The sequence below is a fragment of the Arthrobacter sp. UYCu712 genome, from assembly GCF_040547005.1.
Classification (GTDB): domain Bacteria; phylum Actinomycetota; class Actinomycetes; order Actinomycetales; family Micrococcaceae; genus Arthrobacter.
The window spans coordinates 153,655-173,912 of record NZ_JBEPOZ010000002.1 but is presented as its reverse complement, the minus strand read 5'-3'; the positions used below and the strand labels follow the sequence as shown (position 1 = coordinate 173,912).

Here is a 20,258-nt window from a genome sequence, read left to right as displayed (position 1 = left end):
TGAGGACCTTGAAGTGCCGGGCGGTTCCGGCCGAATGCCAGCGTCAGCGCTCCAGACGGAACCCGAGCTTGATCGTCACCTGCCAGTCAGCCACCTCGCCGTTTTTCAGGTGGCCGCGGATTTCCTTCACTTCAAACCAGTCGAGGTTCCGCAGGGTCTTTGCGGCTTCGGAGATCCCGTTGCGGACGGCCGCGTCAACGCCTTCATTCGAGGTTCCGACAATTTCAGAAATGCTGTAAGTGTGATTAGACAACTTCGCTCCTGGTGATCGCCTTCGATGCCCGGCTCCGGGCCGTTCCTGCAGATTAGCCGACAGATCGTGGCTGGACTAGGGGCGCTGTGCCGGTGCTTGGGGACACCGCGACCGGGCCGGGCTCAGGGCGCTTGGCAGTCCGCGGCACGCCGTCGGCCCCTGGCCGGATCTGGTTTATCGCCCAGGGCAGCAGGTGGTTAGTGAACCAGACGAGGTCCCCTGCCCGGTTTTCCCGCCAACTGCCGGACGGCAAGGGCTTGGGTTGCAGCGGTTGCAGGCTGTGGGACACGCTCAGGGCGTCCAGGACCATTGCCGCGATGGTGTGATGTCCCATGGGGGAGAAATGCAGGCGGTCCGGATCCCACATCTGCGGATCCGTGAGTTGCCGGAGTGTCCACAGATCGGCAATCACGGCGTCATGGCGTGCCGCTATGGTCCGGAGGTTCTCGTTGAACACGGCCACCCTGCCGCGGATATGGCCGAACAGCGGGGTTCCGCCCCCGTCCGGTCCCGTGAACAGCACGATCGTCGCTCCCGTGGCGGTGAGCAGGCCCACGGCATCATCGAGGGAGGCGGCCAGCCGGTCCAGATCGCTCCGGTGGAAGACCAGGTCGTTGCCGCCGGCCGAGAGAGTGACCAGATCGGGCTTCAGCTCGATCGCCGGCCCCAGTTGCTGCTCCAAAATCTGGCGTATCACGAGCCCGCTGACAGCGAGGTTGGCGTAGCCGAAGTCCCGGTTTCCCTCGCTGAGCTCCTCGGCAACGCGGTCCGCCCAGCCCCTGAAACCACCGGGACTGCGTGGTTCAGGGTCCCCGATCCCCGCGGTGAACGAGTCTCCCAGGGCCACGAACCGGCTCCATGGCCTGGCGTTCCCTGCACACGCGGCATCGCCCATTGCCCGGACTGCGGTGCGGCCCGCAGTGCGGACGGTGGCGTCGGTCCACCCGGCGCCAGGATCAAAGAAACGGGCGGCGTTCACATTCCAGAAATACACCCGGATTTGGGGCGCCGGTAGGTACTTTGGTCCCGTCCGCCGGGCAACCTCCGCTAGGTGGCTGCTGCCGGGCAGCCCTAGCCGGAGCGCCCCTCCAGGACATAGGTTTTGAGGTCGTCGAGCGTCTGCTGCATGTGCGCGTCCATGGCGTCGCGGGCGCGGTGCGGCTCCCGGGAGGCCAGGGCATCCGCGATCTGCTGGTGGTGCCAGATCGCATGCTCCTGGATGTCCGGGACCTTGGAGGTTTCGGTGCGGCGCCTCTCCAGGATCCGGTGCAGGGGCTCGAACAGCACGGCGGCAAAGACATTCTCGGAGGCCTTGAGGATGAGGTCGTGGAACGCCAGGTCCGCCTCCACAAAAGCCGCCACTTCGTTGCCGTCGTGGGCGCTGCGCATCGCCGCGATATGCCCGTAAAGGCGCTCGAGGTCGGCCTCGCCGATCCTCGCCGCGGCCAACTCGCAGGCCCCGCTTTCCAGCATCCGGCGGAGCTCGATCAGCTGGACGGCCGCAGAGGCATCGTCCTTCCCCTCTGATGCTGCCCGCAGTACGGCCTCCAGGGATGCCCAGCGGTTCAGCGGGTTCACAAACGTGCCCCGGCCGCGCTCCACGCTGAGGATCCGCTGGGCCTCGAGGGTCTTCATCGCCTCGCGCACGGTCATGCGGCTGACCTCGTGCCTCGCGCTCAGTTCGAGCTCGCCGGGGACAGCCGTTCCCGGCGGAAACTCGCCGGCAATGATCCGGTCCAGCAGCTCGTCCGCCACTACCCCGACCAACGATTTCCTAGCCAATATTCCCCGTCCAGCGACTTGGTCTTGCGTGATGGTCCTGCTCGGAGACACAGTCTACTTGCGCGTCTTTGTGCCTTATGACACACTATCACTCGGACATAAGATGTCAGACATCTTACAAATATCTCGACTGCGGACCTGCCGCAGATCAACACACACAATGGAGTGCAAAGTGCCCCTTGAAGCAGATGTGCTCGCCGCCTTCCCGGCCGAGGTACAGATCCCCGCCCGACTGGTGGCCGACAGCGTGGCCGCCTCGTCCCAGGACGTCCCGCGGATCCTGGTGGTCCTTGACGATGACCCCACCGGCACGCAGTCCGTCGCGAACCTGCCCGTGCTGACCCGCTGGGAGCCGGCCGACTTCGCCTGGGCTTTCGGCCACGAAATCGACGGCCAGCGCCCCCGGGCCGTCTACGTGCTCACGAACACCCGCAGCCTGGACCCGGCCGAAGCTGCGGCCCGCAATGAGGAAGTCGTCCGGAACGCGCTTGCGGCAGCCGCCGCGGGACCTCACGGTGCCGGTTCCGGGCTTCGCCTGAGCTTCGTCAGCCGCAGCGATTCCACCCTGCGCGGCCACTACCCGCTGGAACCCGACGTCATTGCCGCCACCGTCGCCGCAGTCAGTGGCGAAGCAACCGACGGCGTCGTGATCGTCCCCGCGTTCCCCGACGCCGGCCGCGTCACCATCGGCGGCGTGCACTACATGCGCGGCACCGGCGACGACGCCGGCAAGCTCACCCCCGTCGCCGAGACGGAATTCGCCAAGGACGCCAGCTTCGGGTTCGCCAACTCCGAGATGGCCAAGTATGTGGAGGAAAAGTCCCGGGGCCGCTTTGCCGCCGACTCGGTGATCGTCCTGGACCTGAACATCATCCGCGCCGGTGCCGCCGGGAACGGTGCTTCCGCGGACCCGGCCGTCTCCGCCAAGGCGATCGCCGACGCCATCGGCGCGGCCACGGATTCCACCCCGATCGTGGCGGACATCGTCACCGAAAGCGACCTCCGGGCGCTCGCCCTCGGCCTGGAGGAAGCCGAACGCCGCGGCAAGAAGCTCCTCTACCGGGTCGGCCCGCCGTTCGTCCGCGCCCGGATCGGCCAGGAGATCCGTTCCGAGCTCAGCGGCGAGGAAGCCTACGCCGGCAACACCCCGTCGGAGGCCGGCGGCCTGATCGTCGTCGGCTCGCACGTGGGCGTCACGACCCGCCAGCTCAAGGTCCTCACCGAACAGCACAGCGCTGCCCGCATCGTGGAAATCGACGTCGAGAAACTGCTCGGCGAAAACGCGGACAGCCACCTGGACCAGACCGTTGACACGGTCGTCGATGCCCTGCACAGCGGCGACGTCATCGTCCACACCAGCCGCCTGCTCATCAAGACCGACGACGCCGTCGAGAGCCTGCGGATCGCCCGCACCGTCTCTGCCGCCGTCGTCGCCGTCGTCAACCGCACGCTCAAGACCTTCCCGCCGCGGTTCGTCATCGCCAAGGGCGGCATCACGTCCTCGGACGTCGCCGCCCACGGGCTGGAGATCCGGCACGGAATCGTCCGCGGACCCATGCTGCCGGGCATCGTGAGCCTCTGGGAACCGGTGGACGGGCCCGCGAAGGGCATCCCGTACATCGTCTTCGCCGGAAACGTCGGCGACGATGACTCCCTCGCCCAGGTCACCCGCAAACTCAGCAACACCTTCTAATCCCCACCTGCCCAACGCACGCCTTCAACGGAGAAAACCATGACCGCACAGTACACAGTCACCGTCCTCGGCCTTGGCGCCATGGGCCTGCCGATGGCCACCTGCCTCGCCAGCCAGCTGACCGTCCACGGCTTCGACATCGCCGAGCCGCGGCTGAAGCTCGCTGAAGAGGCCGGCATCCGGACCTTCACCTCCGCCCGGGAAGCCGCCGAGGGCGCCGACGCCCTGCTGCTCGCCGTCCGCAACGGCGAACAGCTCGACGACGTCCTCTTCGGCGAGAACGGCGTCGCCTCCGTGCTGAAGCCGGGCGCCGTCGTGATCCTCGGCAGCACCGTGGGCACCGAAGCCATCCCGGCCACCGTCGCCCGCCTCGCCGAATTCGACGTTGCCCTGGTGGACGCGCCGCTCTCCGGCGGACCCAAGCGCGCCGGCGAAGGCGACCTGCTGATCGTCGTCGGCGCCGACCCGTCCGCCCTGGAAACCGCACGGCCGGTCCTGGAACTGCTCGCCTCCACCCTCACTGTCGTCGGCGACAAGCCCGGCGACGGCCAGGCGCTCAAGACCGTCAACCAGCTGCTGTGCGGCATCCACATCGCCGCCGCCGCCGAGGCCATGGCCCTGGCCGACGCCCTCGGCCTCGACCAGGCCAAGACCCTCGCCGCCCTCGAAGCCGGCGCCGCAGGCTCCTTCATGCTCTCCAACCGCGGCCCCCGGATCCTGGAGGCCTACACGGACAACGGCGCTGAGGTCCTCAGCCGCCTGGACATCTTCGTCAAGGACATGGGCATCGTCGGCAAGGCCACCCGCGCCGCCGGCCTCGCCGCCCCCGTGGCCGCGGCCGCCGAGCAGCTCTACCTCCTCGGCCAGGCCCAGGGACTCGCCGCCGCCGACGACTCCGCCGTCATCAAGGTCATCGCCCCCACCAAGCGCACCGCCTGACCGGCCACCCCACCCCCGGCGACGGCGGTCTCCCCTCCGCCGTCGCCGGGCCCCTCCCCGCCACAGTTCCGCCACTTTTACCTCGCGGTTGAATCGTCGGACGACTTTCCTGTCAAAGGAGACATCTCTTCATGACCCCCCTGATCAATTCCCTGATGGTGCGCGCCGCAGACGCGCCCGTCATCAAGCCCGCCGTGGAGCTGGGTACTCCGCTGCTGCTGACCATCGCCGCCGCAGGCGTAGCCCTGCTGCTGATCATGATCATCCGTTTCAAGATCCAGGCCTTCGTGGCGCTGCTGACCGTGAGCATCCTGGTGGCCGTGGCCGCCCAGATCCCGCTCAAGGACGTCTTCACCGTGGTGGCCAACGGGGTGGGTGGAACCATGGGCAAGGTCGCCCTCCTGATCGCCCTCGGCGCCATACTGGGCCGGATGATCGAGGTCTCCGGCGGCGTGCAGTCGCTCGCGGCGCACTTCACCGCGAAGCTCGGCGCCCGGCGGGTGGCCGTGGCCCTCACCGCCGTCGGCTTCCTCGCGGCCATCCCGGTGTTCTTTGAGGTGGGCATTATCGTGCTGGTGCCGATCGTCTACGCCTTCGCGAAGATCGCCAACGTGCACCCGGTCAAGTTCGGCCTCCCCATGGCCGGCATCATGCTCTCCATCCACGTGGCTGTCCCTCCGCACCCGGGCATCGTTGCCGGTGCCGGGGTATTCGGCGCGGACATCGGACTGATCACCCTCATCTCGCTGCTCATCTGCATCCCGCTCGGCTTCCTGTCCTACTGGGTTGCCAGCATCATGAACAGCAGGGACTACGAACTGCTGCCCGCCGTCAAAGCCCAGGTGGACGAGTACGGAACAGGGTCCCTGGTGCGCGTCGGCCACGACGGTCCAGGCGCCCACGCAGTTGCCCCGCCGCGTCCGGCCCTGATCATCTTCCTCATCGCCGCCCCGATCGTGCAGATCCTGATCGGCACCCTTGGCACCCTCACCATTCCCAAGGACAACGGCTGGTACGGTCTGGCCGCCTTCATCGGCAACCCGTTCTTGGCCCTGCTGGTGGCCGTGGCACTCTCCTTCTTCCTCTTGGCCGTCCGCCGCAGCTGGTCCCTGAAGGAAACCGGCGAAATTTTTGAGGGCGCGCTGCCTCCCATCGCGTCCATCCTTTTGGTCGTCGCGGCCGGCGGCGTGTTCGGCGAGGTCCTGCGGACCTCCGGGATCGGCGCAGCATTGTCCCAGACGCTGGACCACCTGGGCCTGCCGGTCATCGTTCTTGGGTTCATCATTTCCCTGGCCCTCCGCGCCGCCCAGGGCTCGGCCACTGTTGCGATCGTCACCACCACCGGCCTGCTGACCTCCGCGGTTGCCGGCGGCGGCTACACGCCGGCCCAGATCGCCGTGATCGTGATCGCCATCGGCTTCGGTGCCCTCGGCCTGTCACACGTGACCGACGCCGGATTCTGGACTGTGGTGCGCTACTACGGCCTGACCGTCTCCGACGGCCTCAGGACCTGGACGGTGCTGACGACTATTCTCGGGCTCGCCGGCTTCGCCCTGACATTCGTGGCCTGGATCCTGGTGGGAGGCTTGAGCGCCTGATGCGTATCCGACTCGATCACCTTGTGGCCTCCGCCCTCCAGCAGGGCTCCGCCGTCCCTGCCTTCACCTGCTACGACTTCACCACGGCCCTCGCCGTGGTGGGCGCGGCCGAGGACGCCGGCCGCGGCGCCATCCTGCTGGTGGCACCCAAGACGGCCGGCACACCCAACGGCCTGCGGCTGATCGCCGCCCTCCGCGGGCTCGCCGACGGCGCCGCCGTCCCGATCGCCGTGCAGCTCGACCACGCAGCTGATCCGCAGCTGATAGCCGACGCCGTCGCCGCCGGCGCGGACTCCGTGCTGGTGGACGGCTCATCCCTGCCGTACGAGGACAACATCGCGCTGGTCCGGAGCGTCCGCGCGGCCCTGGACGGGCAGGGGCATGCCGACGTCGTCCTCGAAGCCGAACTCGGCGGCATCGCCGGGGACGAGGACCGCGCCTTCGAAGCCGACGCCGCAGGCAGCGCACCTGCGGCAGGCACCGCCGGCCTCACGGACTCCGCCCAGGTGGAGGACTTCGTGGCGCGGACCGGCGCGCAGCTGCTGGCCGTGGCCGTGGGCAACGTGCACGGGAAGTACCAGGGGGAGCCCCGGCTCCGCTGGGATGTGCTGCAGGACATCGCCGTGCGGACCCGCGTGCCGCTCGTGCTGCACGGCGCCTCCGGAATTCCGCCGGAGGAACTGGTCAAGGCCGCGGCCATGAACGTCGGCAAGGTCAACTTCAATACCGAGCTCCGCACCGGTGTGCTGGCCGTGCTGGAGGAGCAGACCGCCGCGCATCGCGCCGACGGCGAGAACCTGCTGGCCCTGCTGGGCCGCTGGGACACCGCGGCCAGGGACTTCGCCGCGACGGCGCTGCGCACACTGTCACGCTGACGCCGCAGGAACACGGGACCGGCGGAGGGGGAGGCTAGGATCAGACGATGATCCTGGCCTCCCTCGTTTTTGCCGTCATCGCAGCGCTGCTGCACGTCTACATCTTCACGATGGAGTCGATCACCTGGACGCGGCCCGCAACCTGGAAGCGGTTCGGCATCACGTCGCAGGCCGACGCCGAGACCACCCGGCCGCTGGCCTACAACCAGGGCTTCTACAACCTGTTCCTCGCTGTGGGAGCCCTGGCCGGCACCGTGGCGACCGCCCTCGGCAACCCCGCCGTCGGCTGGACCCTGGTCTTGAGCAGTTGCGGCTCGATGCTTTTGGCCTCGATTGTGCTGGCCCTGAGCGGCCGCAAGTACCTCCGCGCGGCCGTCACCCAGGGCGCGACCCCGCTGATCGCCGTCGTGCTCGGTACGCTGGGGCTGCTGGCAGCCTGACGCCCGCCGGATTGCCCCGTTTGCCACCGGGTTCCGGCTGTTGTCCCTGCCCCGGGCTAGGCCGACAATGGAGGCAGCGCAGCGACTTATCCCCGCGCGTAACGAGGTTGAGATGCGCGCCGCCGCACGTTCCTAGGGGTGCAGTGGTTCCAGAGCAGGGGTCAGGCAGCGGCCCGGAAGCGACACCGGACCGGGACCTGGTGATCGATGTCGCCAGGTTCGTTTGCCTTGCGCTTGTGGTCATAGGGCACACCATGATGCTCAGTCCCGAGCTGCATCCGGACGGCACCGTGACAACGGAGAACACCCTCGGCAACCAGCACTGGTTCGAGCCCGTCCTCTGGGTCCTGCAGATCATGCCGCTCTTCTTTGTGGCCGGGGGGATCACCGGCCTGCAGTCCTGGCGGAGGCTCCGTGCCCGGGGCGGCACCGCGTTCGACTTCGGCCAGGCGCGGCTGCTGCGCCTGATCCGCCCGGCTTCCGTCCTGCTTGCGGCCATGTTCGCCGGGCTCTGGGCGGCACGGCTGGCGGGCGTGGACCCCCAGGTCATCCAGCTGCTGGCCGCGGGGGCCGGGATGCCGCTCTGGTTCCTCGCCGCCTACCTCGCGGCCCAGCTGAACCTGCCGATGTTCGCGGCGCTGCACGCCCGGGCGCCCTGGCTGACCCTCGCCGGGCTCACCGCACTCGTCATCGCCGTGGACTGCCTGCGCGGGGTGCTCCCGCTCCTGGCCTACGTCAACATGGTCTTCCTTTGGTGCGCCGTGCAGCAGCTGGGGTTCATCGTGGCTGACGGCGGACTGCTGCGCCTCCGGCGCCCGGCGCTGGTGGGCATCATCGTCGGCAGCAACCTGCTGCTCGGGCTGCTCGTCGCGCTGGGCCTGTATCCCGGGAACATGCTGGTTAACCTCAATCCGCCGAATCTGAGCCTGCTCTTGCTGGCCTTTTCGCAGGCCGCCGCGCTGCAGCTCTTCCGGCCCGTGCTGGGCAGGGCCGCGTCCCTTGCCCGGGTGCAGCGCGTGCTGGCGGTGGTCGGGCGGCGGTCGATGACCGTCTACCTCTGGCACCTGCCCCTGCTTGCGGCCATGTCCGGGCTGCTGCTGCTGACCGATGTGCCCCGGCCGGCCGGGGGGACACCCGCCTGGTGGTGGAGCCGGCCGCTCGTGCTGCTGGCCGTTGTTATCCTGCTGCTCCCGGTGCTGGCGCTTTTCGGCCGGCTGGAAGAGCGTCCGACGTCGCCCGGCCGCCCGCGCACGCGCCCGGCCGCCGCGGTGGTGACGGCCGCCGTCGTCGTGTTCCTTCCCGTTGCCGATGCCGCCGTCAACGGACTCACCCTGGGACTCCTCGGCGGGGGAGCGGCGTGTTTTGCGCTTGCAGTCCTGTTGCTTGGCCGGGTGCCGGCCCGGGATGGCGCGGCGGCGGCCGCTGAAGGGCCGGACGGACCATTGCCACGCCCGCCTTTAAGTGCCAATGTCGAACCATGACGGAGAACTCGGCAGCCACTGAAGACACGTTCAGCCCGGACGTCTCCACCACCCGCAACGATGCCTCGCACCGCTACGAGCTGCATGTCGGCGGCAATCTCGCTGTCGAGATCCGGTTCATCGACGAACCCGGGCATGTGGACTTCATCCACACTGACACGGGGGAAAAGTTCCGGGGCCGGGGGCTCGCCAAAGTGCTGGCCCACTTCGCCTTGGATGACGTGGTGGCGGCAGGCAAGAGGATCATCCCGAATTGCCCGTTTATGTACCGGTACCTCCGCAAGCACGACTCCTACAACCAGTGCGTCGACTGGCCGGAGCAGCCCCCGCCGGGAGCCTGAGCGCGGGGCCGGGTGCCCCCGGGCGGACGCCGCGGCCGGCAGGGTTGTGAGCGGGACCTCAACCTCGTATGGTTTGAGCAGAGTTATGCAGTTGGCTCTTGGACGTGGCCTTTGGAGAACCCCTGTGAACCATAAACTGCGTGTGCTTGTCCGTGTGGATGTCGATCCCGGACAGGTGGTCCTCGAAGTCACCGGTTGCCTTACCCAATCGGATTTCCCCGCCCTGCTGCATATCCTTCGCCGGGCAGGCCGCCTGGGAGCCGGACCGGACGTCCGGGTGGACCTCCACAGCGCGTCCCACCTGGACCCCGAGATGCTGCTGCAGCTGCGCGGCATCGCGGAAGCCAGCGCCGGTCCGGCCGGATCCGGGCAGTCCCGCGTCACGCTGGACGAACCCGCAGAGCTGCCCATCTGCCTGCTGCACGTGGGCTCCGACAGTAAAGTCCTCGCGGGCCTCGAGGGCGAGATTGCGGCCTATCCGCCGGTCGAGTTCGAGCGCGGAGACCGCCCGGCCGGCTTCGCGGGAGGCTCGCTGGATTCCGGTATCGACGACGCGTGCATCCCCCTTCCGGCCGAGCTGCCCACCATCAACGGGCTGGAGATCGCAGACTACTTCGAAGGAACCATGGACCCGGCGGCCACGGTCCGTGCGCTCTCCGACGCGGCCCTCGGCCAGCTGGCCGACGCGCTGTACCGCCATCTGGACACCAGCAACCCTTCCTTCGGCGCCCACACCTGGTACGAGCTGGCCGCCGAGGAACTGCGGAACAGGCACCAGGCGGTGGGGCCGGCCCGGCGGAAGACGAACTGGCCGCGGGACCGGGACTCGCCTGACGGTCCGGACTGGCTGGCCTAGGCTGTCGCTATGACTTCATCCGCCGGGAAACACACGTACACCACCGCCCTCGTTACGGGCGCAACCGCGGGCCTCGGGGCGGAGTTCGCCCGCCAGCTCGCCGAGCAGGGCCACCACCTGGTGCTCGTTGCCCGCGACGGCACCAGGCTCCGGGCCAAAGCGGAGGAGCTGGACCGGCGCTACAGCGTCCGTGCCGAAGTGCTCGCCGCGGACCTCGTGGACGACGCCGGCGTGGCCGCCGTCGTCGCCCGGCTCTCGGACCCGTCCCGGCCGGTGGAAATCCTGGTCAACAACGCGGGAATCGGGCTGCTGCATTCCTTCGCGGACAACGACATTGCCGACGAGAAACGGCACCTCAAGCTGCACGTTGAAACCGCCATGGAGCTCTCCCACGCCGCGCTGCAGGGAATGCTCGCCCGGCGCTCCGGCCGGATCATCAACGTCGCGAGCGTGGCGGCATTCCTGCCCCGGGAAACCTATTCCGCGGCCAAGGCCTGGCTGGTGAGCTTCTCCCGCTGGGCCAACCTGGCCTATTCCCCGCGCGGCGTAAAGGTCACCGCGGTCTGCCCCGGCTTCACGCACACCGAGTTCCATGAGCGCATGGGGATGGACAAGAGGGTGGCCCCGCGCTGGATGTGGCTGCAGGCGGAGCGGGTGGTCAGCGAAGGCCTGGCCGACAACCAGCGCGGCAAGGCCGTGTCAATCCCGAGCACGCGCTACAAGATCCTCACGGCTTTGACCCGCGTCCTTCCGGCCAGGTTCGTGGCGGGGCCGCCCCGACGCGCGAAGTAGGCGCGGCGCAGCTGGCAGGGCGCGGCTGGCCGGTCGGGGCGCCGACGCGGGGGATCAGGGCGCATCATCGGTGATGCGGACGGCCAGCATGCACGTCGTCAGTCCCTCAAGGGTGTCGAGGCGGAGATTCAACAGCCGTGACATCAGGGCCAGCCGCTTGCTCAAGGTATTCCGGTGGATGTACAGGGCCTGGCAGGCCCTGTACGGCTGGGCGTCGTGGTCGAGGTACGCCCGCAGCGTGGGCAACAGCCGGCCATTGTTGGCCTGGTCGTAGGCCAGGAGCGGCGCCAGCAGGTTAGCAGCAGCCGAGTGGGCGCCGCTCCCTGCGGTCGCCACCACGAGGGATTCGATGCTCATCGGCGCTGCGATGGTGGGCTCGCTGACCTACTGGCCGGGCGGGCCCGGTGTCCGCATCGACTCCGGATTCGTCGCCGGATCCACGGTGATGCCGTTCTACGACTCGCTCCTGGCAAAGATCATTGTCTGGGACGAGACCCGGGATGAGGCAATCGGCCGGTCCATCCGCGCCCTCGAAGAGATCACGATCGAAGGCGTGTCGACAACCATTCCGCTGCTCAGCGCCGTGCTGCACCGGCCGGAGCTGAAATCGGTGGAGCACCACACCAAGTTCATCGAAACCTGCCCGGAGATCCTGGGGGACCTGTCATGAGCGATACCCTGAGCGCCGATTCGCTCAAAGGCACGGCGCGCTACACGTGGGGCGGCGACGAGTTCCTCTTCGTGGAGATCTCCGAGGCGATGAGCCTGGCCGCGAACTTCAAATCCAACTCGATGGCCACCAGTCTCGGCGGCCGGGAACTGGCCGGCGTGACCGAAATCTGCCCGGCCAACGCGTCGCTGCTGGTCCGTTTCGACCCCGATGTACTGGGCGCCGCGGAACTCGAGGCGACCATGCGGGAGATCGAAGTCGAAGTGGACAACACCTCCCATCCGGTGCTGAACACCCGGCTGATCGAAGTGCCGGTCTGGTACGACGACCCGTACACGCGGGAGACCGGAGCCCGCTTCCGCACCGGCCACCAGCGGCCCGAGGGGACCGACTTGGACTTCGCGGCAGAGGTCAACAACCTGCAAGGCGCTGATGAGTTCATCCGGCGGCACCACAGCAGCCCCTGGCTGGTCTCGATGGTGGGGTTTGTGGCCGGACTGCCCTTTATGTTCCAGATGGTGCCCCGCGAGCAACAGCTGGAGGTGCCGAAGTACCTCAGCCCGCGCACCGACACGCCTCCCCTCACCGTCGGCCACGGGGGCTGCTTCGCCTGCATCTATTCCGTCCGGGGCGCCGGCGGCTACCAGATGTTTGGCATCGCGGCGGCTCCGATCTTCGACCCCGCGCAGTCCCTGGCTGACTTCAAGGACTTCATGGTGTTGTTCAAACCCGGCGACATCGTCAAGTTCCGCCCTGTGGATGAGGACGAATACAAGGGCATCAAGGACCAGGTGGAAGCGGGCACGTACGTCTACAAACAGGTGCCGGTCACTTTCGACCTGGCCGAGGCCCTCGGTGACCCCGAGAGCTACAACACCAAGCTATTGGAGAAGCTCAATGACTCTTGAGATCTTGGAACCCGGCCTGTCAACGACGGTCCAGGACCGGGGACGATTCGGCCACTACAACGTGGGAATCCCGCAAGGCGGCTCCATGGACCAGCTCTCCGCGGAGATCGTGAATGCCCTGGTGGGCAACAGCGCCGAGGAGGCGGTGCTGGAATGCACCTACCTGGGACCGAAATTCCGCACCTCCGTTCCTGCGGTGATCGCCGTGGGAGGCGCCCCGGTGGACGTCAAGGTCAACGGCACCGCGGCACCGCAATGGGAGGCCATTGAATTGGCCGCGGGAGACGAAGTCGCCTTCGGTTTCCTCCAGGGCGGCACCCGCTACTACGTGGCAGTCCGGGGCGGCATCGACGTCCCCGTGGTGCTCGGGAGCCGGTCCACCTATGCCCTGGGTGCCCTGGGCGGCTATTTGGGCCGCAAGCTTGCCACCGGGGACGAGGTCCCGGTTGGTGACACGCCAGCCGTGGAAGCCCTGGGCGGCATCGCCCCGGAACTGCGGCCGGCTTTTCCCGCCGAAACGGAGATCAGGGTCCTTCTGGGCCTCTACGATCACCGGCTGACCGAATCCGGGCTCGCGACATTGCTGGACTCGACCTGGACGCTCACCCCGGTGGCCGACAGGACGGGCCTGCGCTACGGCGGGCCGGAGATCGAATGGAAGGAGCGGGAACAGCCGTTCGGCGCCGGTTCCGATCCGTCCAACATCGTCGACGCCGGCTACGCCGTGGGCTCCATCCAGATCCCCGGCGGCAAGGAACCGATCGTCCTGCACCGCGATGCCGTGTCCGGGGGAGGCTACGCCATGGTCGCCACCGTCATCAGCGCGGACATGGACCAGCTCGCCCGCAGCGCCCCCGGAACCAAGACGCGCTTCGTGGCCGTGACCATGGAGGAGGCCGTCGCGGCCCGGGCGGAAGGGAAGGCCCTCCGCCGTTCCATCTGGGGATAACCAACACCCCGCAGCCTCGTGGCTCCCGCCACCGGTTCCACAATCGCATCACTACAACACCAGAGGTGTCGCTTTGTCGTACTCAAATCTAGTAATGCCCGCGGATCAGCGGGTCGGTAAATGGTCGCTGACCATGGCCTGGTGGGCCCTGTTCTCGGCCATGTTCTGGATCTACGTGGCCGTCGCCTCGGCCGGCGCCGTGGGGGGTACCGAACACCATCATCGGCATGGTTCTCACCATCGCCACCTACGGGATCATCAACCTGGTGCTCTCGCGCTACGCCGCCCGGACCGGACTGACGGTGAGCGTCTTCTCCCGGACCCTGTTCGGGCTGCTGGGCTCGGCGCTCGCGTCACTGATCTTCGCGGCTACGGCCATCTACTACGCCGTCTTTGAAGGTTCCATCATCGCCGTCGCGTTCCACGAATACTTCGGCGGCAACCTGGTGTTCTGGTACGCCGCGGTGGTGGTCTTTGCCATTCCCTGGCTGTCGGCGGTGTCCAGCACTGGCTGGACCGGCTCAACGGCTTCCTGCTGCCGTTCTACTTCGCCGGTCTCGTTGCGGTGGTCATCGCCGCGACGGCCATCAAGGGCGTACCCACCAACTGGATCGGCGAGGCCGCGGCCAGTTCCGCGCTGCCGGGCTGGCTGACGTCCTACCTGATCTACATGGGCGTCTACATCATGATGATGTACACCTTCGATTACGCCCGGATGGGCAAACGCGAGGACCGGAAATTCCTGGGCAGCATCACCTTCGGCTGGGTGTTCTATGCCTTCACCTTCGGGCTGAACGGCCTGGTCGGCATCTACATCATGAGTGCCTGGGGCCTGGAAGCCTCCGAGACGGGCGTGGTCACGGCGTTCATATCCTCGCTGGGAATTTGGGGTGTGCTGGTCATTTTCATCTCGCAGACCCGCATCAATACGGCCAACTACTTCCTCGCGTCGACAAATCTCTCGGCCTTCGCCCACCGCGTGTTCGGCCTCAATCTGCCGCGGTTTGTCTGGGTGATCGTTTCCGGCGTGCTGGCCTTCCTGCTGATGCTCACGGATGTGCTGAGCTACCTACTGAAGGCACTCGCCTGGCAGGGAGTCTTTGTCACTGCCTGGGTGGCGATCGCCCTGACGTACATCGCCATCAACTGGAAAGAGGAGCGGTATTTCCCCGAAGTCCGGCCCCGCCGGCTGAAGCCGGTCACCGCCGGAGCCATCGCGTGGGTGGTGGCCTCCGCCACCGGCATCCTGTTGACTGAGCAGACGGCGCTGCCCGTGGTCTCCCAGCTGACTCCGCTGATCACCATGGCCCTCGCCGGCGGCCTGTACTACGCCGCGTACAAGCTGTCCCCGCCACCGGTCATGGACGGACACAAGGACCTCACACCGGAGGAACACGCCGAGCTCCAGGCTGCCGAGCCGCAGTAGCCGGACACGCCTGAGGCCTGCCTTGTGTGCTCCCCCAAGGGGGTGCAGCACACAAGGCAGGCCTCAACGGGCGGGGCTGAACTACAGAGTCTGAACTGGCCGGTCCGGATCAGGATGATCCGCGCCGGGCTGCCAGAAGGTCAAGCTCAGGCCTGGGCCGTAACCTTTTCGGTTTCGCGGGGAGCCGTAGGATCGGCGGCCAGCGAGGTGAAGGGCATGTCCATGTGCGCCAGGTCGATCAGCGGGTTCTCGTCCTGGTTTGCAACGAGCTCCTTGGCCTCGGCCTGGGTGTCCACGCTGGGCATGGATCCCGGGAGCGGCCGCTGCGCCGATTCCTTGAGGAAGTAGATCGCCACGGCACCGATCGCCGAGGTGGCCATCAGGTAGTACGCGGGCATCATGTCGTTGCCGGTGCCATTGATGAGGGCGGCGACGATGAACGGCGTGGTGCCGCCGAAGATGGCCACGGAGAAGTTGTACGCGATGCCCATGGCGCCGTAACGGCTGGACGTCGGGAACTGGGCCGGCAGGGCCGAGGCCAGGTTGGCCACGTAGAACGTCACCGGGAAGGCGATCAGGGAAAGCCCGGCCAGCGTCGACCAGACGTCGCCGATACCGATCAGCAGGAACGCCGGAGTTGCCAGCACCACGGTGCTGATGGCGCCGATCCACAGCACGGGGCGGCGGCCGATCCGGTCGGACAGCTTGCCGGTGAGCGGAATGCAGAGGCTCATGACGACCAGCACCGGGATGGTCAGCAAGGTGCCGTGAACGGGATCGTAACCCTTGGACTCCGTGAGGTACGTCGGCATGTACGACGTCAGGGCATAGCCGGCCGTGTTGGCGGCGGCCACGAGGATCATCGCGACGATGAGTGAACGCCAGTAGGCCTTCACAATGCCCACCGGGCCCTTGGACGCGGCGGCGTCGCCTGCGGTGGCGTCCTTGGCGGATGCTTCCTGTGCGTCGAGGGTCGCCTGGAACTGCGGGGACTCCTCGATCTTGCTCCGGAAGTAGACGGCGATCAGGCCCAGCGGACCGGCGACCAGGAAAGGAATCCTCCAGCCCCACTGCTCCATGGTGTCCTGGCCAAGCGTGAGCTGCAGGACGGAGACGAGGGCGGCGCCGATCGCGAAGCCGAGGTAGCTGCCCATGTCCAGGAAGCTGGCGAAGAATCCGCGGCGTTTGTCCGGGGCGTACTCGCTGACAAAGGTTGTGGCACCGGCGTACTCGCCGCCGGTGGAGAAGCCCTGGACGACCTTGAACAGGACCAGCAGGACCGCGGCCCAGATGCCGATCTGTGCGTAGCCGGGCAGGAGCCCGACGGCGAAGGTGCTGGCGGCCATGATCATCAGGGTGGCCGCGAGGACCTTCTGGCGGCCGATTTTGTCGCCGAGCCAGCCGAACACGACGCCGCCGAGGGGGCGGGCGATGAAGGTGGCGGCGAACGTTCCTAGCAGGAACAGGGTCTGGACGGACTTGTCCGCCTCAGGCAGGAACACCGGTCCCATGGTCGTGATCAGGTAGCCGAAAACGCCGACGTCGTACCACTCCATGGTGTTGCCAACGATGGTGCCGCCGAGTGCTTTTTTGAGCATCGGCTGGTCGACGACGTTGACATCGGACTCTTTGAGCCGACGTCGGGTCCTCAATTTCGGTTTCTTCACACCCTTGGGTGCCTGGTTGGTTCCGCTGGCGTTCATCACGCCTACTGAAGAGTCGGTCATGCTTCGGTCTGTGGGCATTTGGGCTGCTCCTATGGAGGTCATTTGCTTGCGACTAGTAGCTGCCCCGCTCTGGGCAGGCTTTCAATTTTACGCGATTTCTATGGAGTTTCCGAGTTTGGTGCCGTATGATCCGCTTTTTGCACCCCGTATCGGTGCGGAATAGCGGAATTCTTTTCCGCCGTTTCACCGCGCCAATGCTGGGAACCGGCGGTCCCGGCGGTGACGTGACCAAAGTTATTTCCCAAACGGCGCATGACAGGCGGATTTTGACCCCGATCGCGCCGCCGCGGACACGCCGGCATGCACGCTCGCGGGCACCAAAAAGGGAGTTCCCAAGGTGTCCGGAAAACGCTTAGGGTTGAATCCAGCGCAGCGCTGACGAGAAGCCACACAAAGGAGAGCAGTCCATGACTGGCAAAGACACCGAAAAAAGCAGTGAGACCACACAGGATGCCAATGACAACAAGCCGGCGGAACAGGCGAAGGGGATCAAATCGCGGCTGACCGATGCCCAGAAGGAAATGCTGGCCAGCAAGTCGCGGGGCGGCGCCGGTTCGCAGAGCGTCGGGCACAACCACAAGCCGACGCATGTGAGCGGCAAGCAGGGTCCGGCGGAAAAGAAAGTCCGCTGGTAGCCCGCTAGAGACATCCCACCGCCTCCGACCTACCATGGATGCACACTTCACTTCACAGCGGTAATTCACAGCGGAAAGGAAGAGCCATGGCGGAACATCACCACGGAGGACAGATCGAGGCGGAGGTGGCCGGTCATTTGGCTGCGTCCATGGACGATGCCCCCGGACCGGAAACCACGCGTCCCGCCCCGCCCACCCCGTCCGAGGGGCAGCAGTGGCCCGATGGCATGGGCAAGCGCCGCCATCCCAAGGAACACGACATCCAGCACGGCCGGCCGGGCCAGGAGGCCGCGGTGAACGCTGTGCACCGGACGGGCAAACCGGACCTCCCGCACTCCTCCTAGAATCCAAAAGCCCGGAAGGACCGCACGCGGTCGCTCCGGGTTTTTTTCATACGCTCCTACCGTATCCTTGCGGCCGGCTTCGAGCTGCTCAGCCCTGTTCGAGCACCACGTCCCCGGGTTTCTTGTCCAGCCGCCAGCCGCGCCAGACGGGGTGCCGGAGTTTGCCGCCGCCGGTCCATTCCCCGTAGGTGACTTCGCCGACGAGCCTGGCGCTCACCCAATGCGCGTCCGATGCATCGGCGGCCGGCACCTCGTCGAAAGGCGAGGTCTTCCGGGGCATGGCATCCAGCCGCTCCCTCAGCTCCTCGAGCTCACGCCCGCTGAATCCGCTGCCCACCCGTCCCACGTACCGGAGTCTCGACCCCTCCGGGATCCCCAGCAGCAACGAGCCCACAGATTGGCTGCGCCCGCCCCTGCCGGGGCGCCAGCCGCCGATCACCACTTCCTGGGTGCGTTCGAACTTCAGCTTGAGCCAGGACCGGCTGCGCTGGCCCACGTACCGGCCGTCCGTGCGCTTGGCCATAACACCCTCAAGCCCGAGCTCCTGGGCGCTTTCCAGGATGTGGGTGACATCGCCGTCGATCACTCCGGAGAGTTCTACCGGGCAGCCGGAGGCACGGTAAAAGGTCTCCAGGCGGCTGCGGCGTTTGGTCAGCGGCAGGCGGCGGAGGTCCCGGCCGCCGTCGGACAGCAGGTCGAACAGCATCAGCCGCACCGGCGTGGTGGCCTGGGCCTTCGCGACGTCGGAGGGCCGGGTCAGTTTCATCCGCCCCTGCAGGAGGCCGAAGTCGGGCCGCCCGGCCGGTCCGACGGCGATGACCTCGCCGTCCGCGATGAAGTCCTGTTCCGGCCAGCAGGACCGGTCGGTCAGCTCGGGGTACGTCGCAGACATGTCGTTGCCGTTGCGGCTGATGAGGCGGATTCTCTTCGCGTCCGCCACCACCAGGGCCCGCACGCCGTCCCATTTGAGTTCGAACTGCCAATCCCTGTCCGGCAGGTCCGCCGTGGTGCCCGGGCTGGCCAGCATGGGCGCGAAGTCCGCGGCATCCGGACCGGCCGCCGGATGCCCGGGCCTCGAACCGGGCGGGTCCATCAGGTGGATCAGCCACTGGTCATTGCCCTGGCCGGTGTGGATCAGCGCGAACCTGCGGGTGCTGCCGAGGCCGCCGTCGTCCTGGCCGGTCAGGGTGGCGATGACCTCTTTGCCTGCCACCCACTTCTCGACCTCGTAGTACCCGCGGTCCCAGATGCTCATGGTCCCGGCGCCGTACTGGCCTTTGGGGATGGTTCCTTCGAAGTCCAGGTAGTCCAGCGGATGGTCCTCGGTCTGGACCGCGAGGTGGTTTTTGGCCTTCTCGGTGGGGACCCCTTTGGGCAGTGCCCAGGAGACCAGGACGCCGTCGCGCTCCAGCCGGAGGTCGAAGTGCAGCCGGCTGGCGTGGTGTTCCTGGATGACAAACGCCTCCCGCAGGGAGCCGCCGTCGGTCCCGGCATGGCGCCGCCTGGCCGTGAACGGTTCCGGGGTGGCCGACGAGTCGCGCTTGATGCGGTACGACTCCAGCCGGGGGTCCGTGTGGCCGCCGTCGGCGGGGCCGGCGGAGAGTTGGTCTCCGGAGCGTCCCGGCTCGCGGGCGGCTCCCTTCCCTCCCGAAATGGCAGCGAAGGGGTCCTTGCCGGCCTTGACCCGCGTCATGACCTCCTCGTAGTCCAGCTGGTGCAGCGACGCGGCGCTGAGCTCGCGCCAGGTCCGCGGCGCCGCCACCGTGGGCCGGAGCCGGCCGCGCAGGGAGTAGGGAACGATGGTGGTTTTCGCGGCGCTGTTCTGGCTCCAGTCCACCAGGACCTTGCCGGCGCGGAGCGTCTTCTTCATGTCGCTCACCGCGAGCCCGGGGTGGTCGGCCTCCAGTGACCGGGCCAGTTCGTGGGCGAACTCCGAGATCTGCTCCGAACTCTGGGTCCCGTCCAGGGACGCATAGAGGTGGATGCCCTTGCTGCCGCTGGTCACCGGGACCGGGTCCAGGCCGACGTCCTGCAGGATGCTTCGGGCCAGCAAGGCGACTTCCACACACTCGGACAGCCCGGCGCCCTCCCCGGGATCGAGGTCCAGCACCAGCCGGTCCGGCGCCATCGCATTCCCGTGCGGGTCCACACGCCACTGCGGCACGTGGATTTCCAGCACCGCGGTCTGGGCGAGCCAGGCAAGGGTGGCGGGGTCGTTCACCAGCGGATACTGGTTGATCCGCTCCTTGTGTTTGATCGAGGCGCGCGGCACCCAGCCCGGCGCCGAATGGTCCAGGTTTTTCTGGAAGAACATCTCGCCCGGTGCCTCCGCGGTTCCCACCCCGTGCACCCAGCGCTTCCGCGTCGCGGGCCGGTTGGCGGCTGCCGGGATCAGCACCGGCGCCACGGCTGCGTAGTAGGCGAGGACGTCGGCCTTGGTGGTGCCCGTTTCCGGATACATGATTTTGTCCAGGTTGGTCACCACAAGCTCCCGGCCGTCCACGCGGACACGCTCCCTGCTGTTGGACGGGGTCCTTTCAGGCACGGGG

Annotated in this window: 22 protein-coding genes; 16 read left to right on the top strand and 6 right to left on the bottom strand. The window is 67.4% G+C overall.

The features are described from left to right. Window positions 1-43: 43 nt before the first annotated feature. The 3 genes from ABIB51_RS02855 to ABIB51_RS02845 all read right to left on the bottom strand — a co-directional run bounded on the left by ABIB51_RS02855 (window position 44) and on the right by ABIB51_RS02845 (window position 2,035). Window positions 44-253 carry a dodecin gene (locus tag ABIB51_RS02855; RefSeq protein ID WP_354185268.1) on the bottom strand — a complete coding sequence of 70 codons (210 nt, stop codon included), beginning with the start codon at window positions 251-253 and terminating at the stop codon, window positions 44-46. A 52-nt stretch (window positions 254-305) separates the two neighbouring features. Continuing rightward, on the bottom strand, window positions 306-1,148 hold the full coding sequence (locus ABIB51_RS02850) for an SGNH/GDSL hydrolase family protein (RefSeq protein ID WP_354185572.1): 843 nt from the start codon (window positions 1,146-1,148) through the stop codon (window positions 306-308). Between the two features lie 176 nt (window positions 1,149-1,324). Further along, window positions 1,325-2,035, bottom strand: a complete 711-nt coding sequence (locus ABIB51_RS02845) for a FadR/GntR family transcriptional regulator (RefSeq protein WP_354185266.1) — start codon at window positions 2,033-2,035, stop codon at window positions 1,325-1,327. Between the two features lie 172 nt (window positions 2,036-2,207). Here ABIB51_RS02845 and ABIB51_RS02840 point away from each other — a divergent pair, with 172 nt between their 5' ends. The 9 genes from ABIB51_RS02840 (at window position 2,208) to ABIB51_RS02800 (ending at window position 11,050) form a co-directional block, all read left to right on the top strand. Next, entirely contained in the window at window positions 2,208-3,728 is a 1,521-nt protein-coding gene (locus tag ABIB51_RS02840) for a four-carbon acid sugar kinase family protein (protein ID WP_354185264.1), read from the top strand. A 39-nt stretch (window positions 3,729-3,767) separates the two neighbouring features. Continuing rightward, on the top strand, window positions 3,768-4,667 hold the full coding sequence (locus tag ABIB51_RS02835; protein ID WP_354185262.1) for an NAD(P)-dependent oxidoreductase: 900 nt from the start codon (window positions 3,768-3,770) through the stop codon (window positions 4,665-4,667). A 131-nt stretch (window positions 4,668-4,798) separates the two neighbouring features. Further along, window positions 4,799-6,265 carry a GntP family transporter gene (locus ABIB51_RS02830; protein ID WP_354185260.1) on the top strand — a complete coding sequence of 489 codons (1,467 nt, stop codon included), beginning with the start codon at window positions 4,799-4,801 and terminating at the stop codon, window positions 6,263-6,265. Further along, window positions 6,265-7,140, top strand: a complete 876-nt coding sequence (locus ABIB51_RS02825; protein ID WP_354185258.1) for a class II fructose-bisphosphate aldolase — start codon at window positions 6,265-6,267, stop codon at window positions 7,138-7,140. Before ABIB51_RS02830 ends, ABIB51_RS02825 begins: the two co-directional genes overlap by 1 nt. A 47-nt stretch (window positions 7,141-7,187) precedes the next feature. Then, the gene (locus ABIB51_RS02820) at window positions 7,188-7,580 is read left to right on the top strand and encodes a DUF1304 domain-containing protein (RefSeq protein ID WP_354185256.1); all 393 of its coding nucleotides are present in this window, start codon (window positions 7,188-7,190) and stop codon (window positions 7,578-7,580) included. Between the two features lie 143 nt (window positions 7,581-7,723). Next, window positions 7,724-9,061 (top strand): acyltransferase family protein, encoded by a 1,338-nt coding sequence (locus ABIB51_RS02815; RefSeq protein WP_354185254.1) that lies wholly within the window; start codon window positions 7,724-7,726, stop codon window positions 9,059-9,061. Continuing rightward, window positions 9,058-9,402 (top strand): GNAT family N-acetyltransferase, encoded by a 345-nt coding sequence (locus ABIB51_RS02810; protein WP_354185252.1) that lies wholly within the window; start codon window positions 9,058-9,060, stop codon window positions 9,400-9,402. The genes ABIB51_RS02815 and ABIB51_RS02810 overlap by 4 nt, the downstream gene beginning before the upstream one ends. Window positions 9,403-9,526: 124 nt before the next feature. Beyond that, complete coding sequence (locus ABIB51_RS02805) at window positions 9,527-10,258, top strand: hypothetical protein (RefSeq protein ID WP_354185250.1); 732 nt, start codon at window positions 9,527-9,529, stop codon at window positions 10,256-10,258. A gap of 9 nt (window positions 10,259-10,267) precedes the next feature. Beyond that, the gene (locus tag ABIB51_RS02800; protein WP_354185248.1) at window positions 10,268-11,050 is read left to right on the top strand and encodes an SDR family NAD(P)-dependent oxidoreductase; all 783 of its coding nucleotides are present in this window, start codon (window positions 10,268-10,270) and stop codon (window positions 11,048-11,050) included. A 54-nt stretch (window positions 11,051-11,104) separates the two neighbouring features. Here the strand turns inward: ABIB51_RS02800 and ABIB51_RS02795 are convergent, their stop codons facing one another. Next, window positions 11,105-11,407, bottom strand: a complete 303-nt coding sequence (locus ABIB51_RS02795) for a helix-turn-helix domain-containing protein (protein ID WP_354185247.1) — start codon at window positions 11,405-11,407, stop codon at window positions 11,105-11,107. On the opposite strand from ABIB51_RS02795, the gene ABIB51_RS02790 reads away from it, so the two are divergent. From ABIB51_RS02790 to ABIB51_RS02770, 5 genes are all read left to right on the top strand, one after another. Continuing rightward, on the top strand, window positions 11,400-11,720 hold the full coding sequence (locus tag ABIB51_RS02790) for a hypothetical protein (protein WP_354185244.1): 321 nt from the start codon (window positions 11,400-11,402) through the stop codon (window positions 11,718-11,720). The two genes, ABIB51_RS02795 and ABIB51_RS02790, sit on opposite strands and share 8 nt — an antisense overlap. Further along, a complete protein-coding gene (locus tag ABIB51_RS02785; protein ID WP_354185242.1) occupies window positions 11,717-12,628 on the top strand; it encodes a 5-oxoprolinase subunit B family protein in 912 nt (303 codons plus the stop codon). Before ABIB51_RS02790 ends, ABIB51_RS02785 begins: the two co-directional genes overlap by 4 nt. Beyond that, window positions 12,618-13,577: a 5-oxoprolinase subunit C family protein gene (locus tag ABIB51_RS02780; RefSeq protein WP_354185240.1), complete on the top strand. Its 960-nt coding sequence runs from the start codon at window positions 12,618-12,620 to the stop codon at window positions 13,575-13,577. Before ABIB51_RS02785 ends, ABIB51_RS02780 begins: the two co-directional genes overlap by 11 nt. 227 nt (window positions 13,578-13,804) lie before the next feature. Beyond that, the gene (locus ABIB51_RS02775) at window positions 13,805-14,230 is read left to right on the top strand and encodes a hypothetical protein (RefSeq protein ID WP_354185238.1); all 426 of its coding nucleotides are present in this window, start codon (window positions 13,805-13,807) and stop codon (window positions 14,228-14,230) included. After that, the gene (locus ABIB51_RS02770) at window positions 14,143-15,003 is read left to right on the top strand and encodes a purine-cytosine permease family protein (protein WP_354185236.1); all 861 of its coding nucleotides are present in this window, start codon (window positions 14,143-14,145) and stop codon (window positions 15,001-15,003) included. The genes ABIB51_RS02775 and ABIB51_RS02770 overlap by 88 nt, the downstream gene beginning before the upstream one ends. A 146-nt stretch (window positions 15,004-15,149) precedes the next feature. On the opposite strand, the gene ABIB51_RS02765 is transcribed toward ABIB51_RS02770, so the two are convergent. After that, window positions 15,150-16,748, bottom strand: a complete 1,599-nt coding sequence (locus tag ABIB51_RS02765) for an MFS transporter (RefSeq protein WP_354185234.1) — start codon at window positions 16,746-16,748, stop codon at window positions 15,150-15,152. A gap of 389 nt (window positions 16,749-17,137) precedes the next feature. Here ABIB51_RS02765 and ABIB51_RS02760 point away from each other — a divergent pair, with 389 nt between their 5' ends. Further along, complete coding sequence (locus tag ABIB51_RS02760; protein ID WP_354185232.1) at window positions 17,138-17,365, top strand: hypothetical protein; 228 nt, start codon at window positions 17,138-17,140, stop codon at window positions 17,363-17,365. A gap of 86 nt (window positions 17,366-17,451) precedes the next feature. Further along, entirely contained in the window at window positions 17,452-17,709 is a 258-nt protein-coding gene (locus ABIB51_RS02755; protein ID WP_354185230.1) for a hypothetical protein, read from the top strand. Between the two features lie 88 nt (window positions 17,710-17,797). Here ABIB51_RS02755 and ABIB51_RS02750 read toward each other — a convergent pair whose 3' ends face one another. Continuing rightward, entirely contained in the window at window positions 17,798-20,254 is a 2,457-nt protein-coding gene (locus tag ABIB51_RS02750) for an ATP-dependent DNA ligase (RefSeq protein WP_354185228.1), read from the bottom strand. Window positions 20,255-20,258 lie beyond the last annotated feature (4 nt).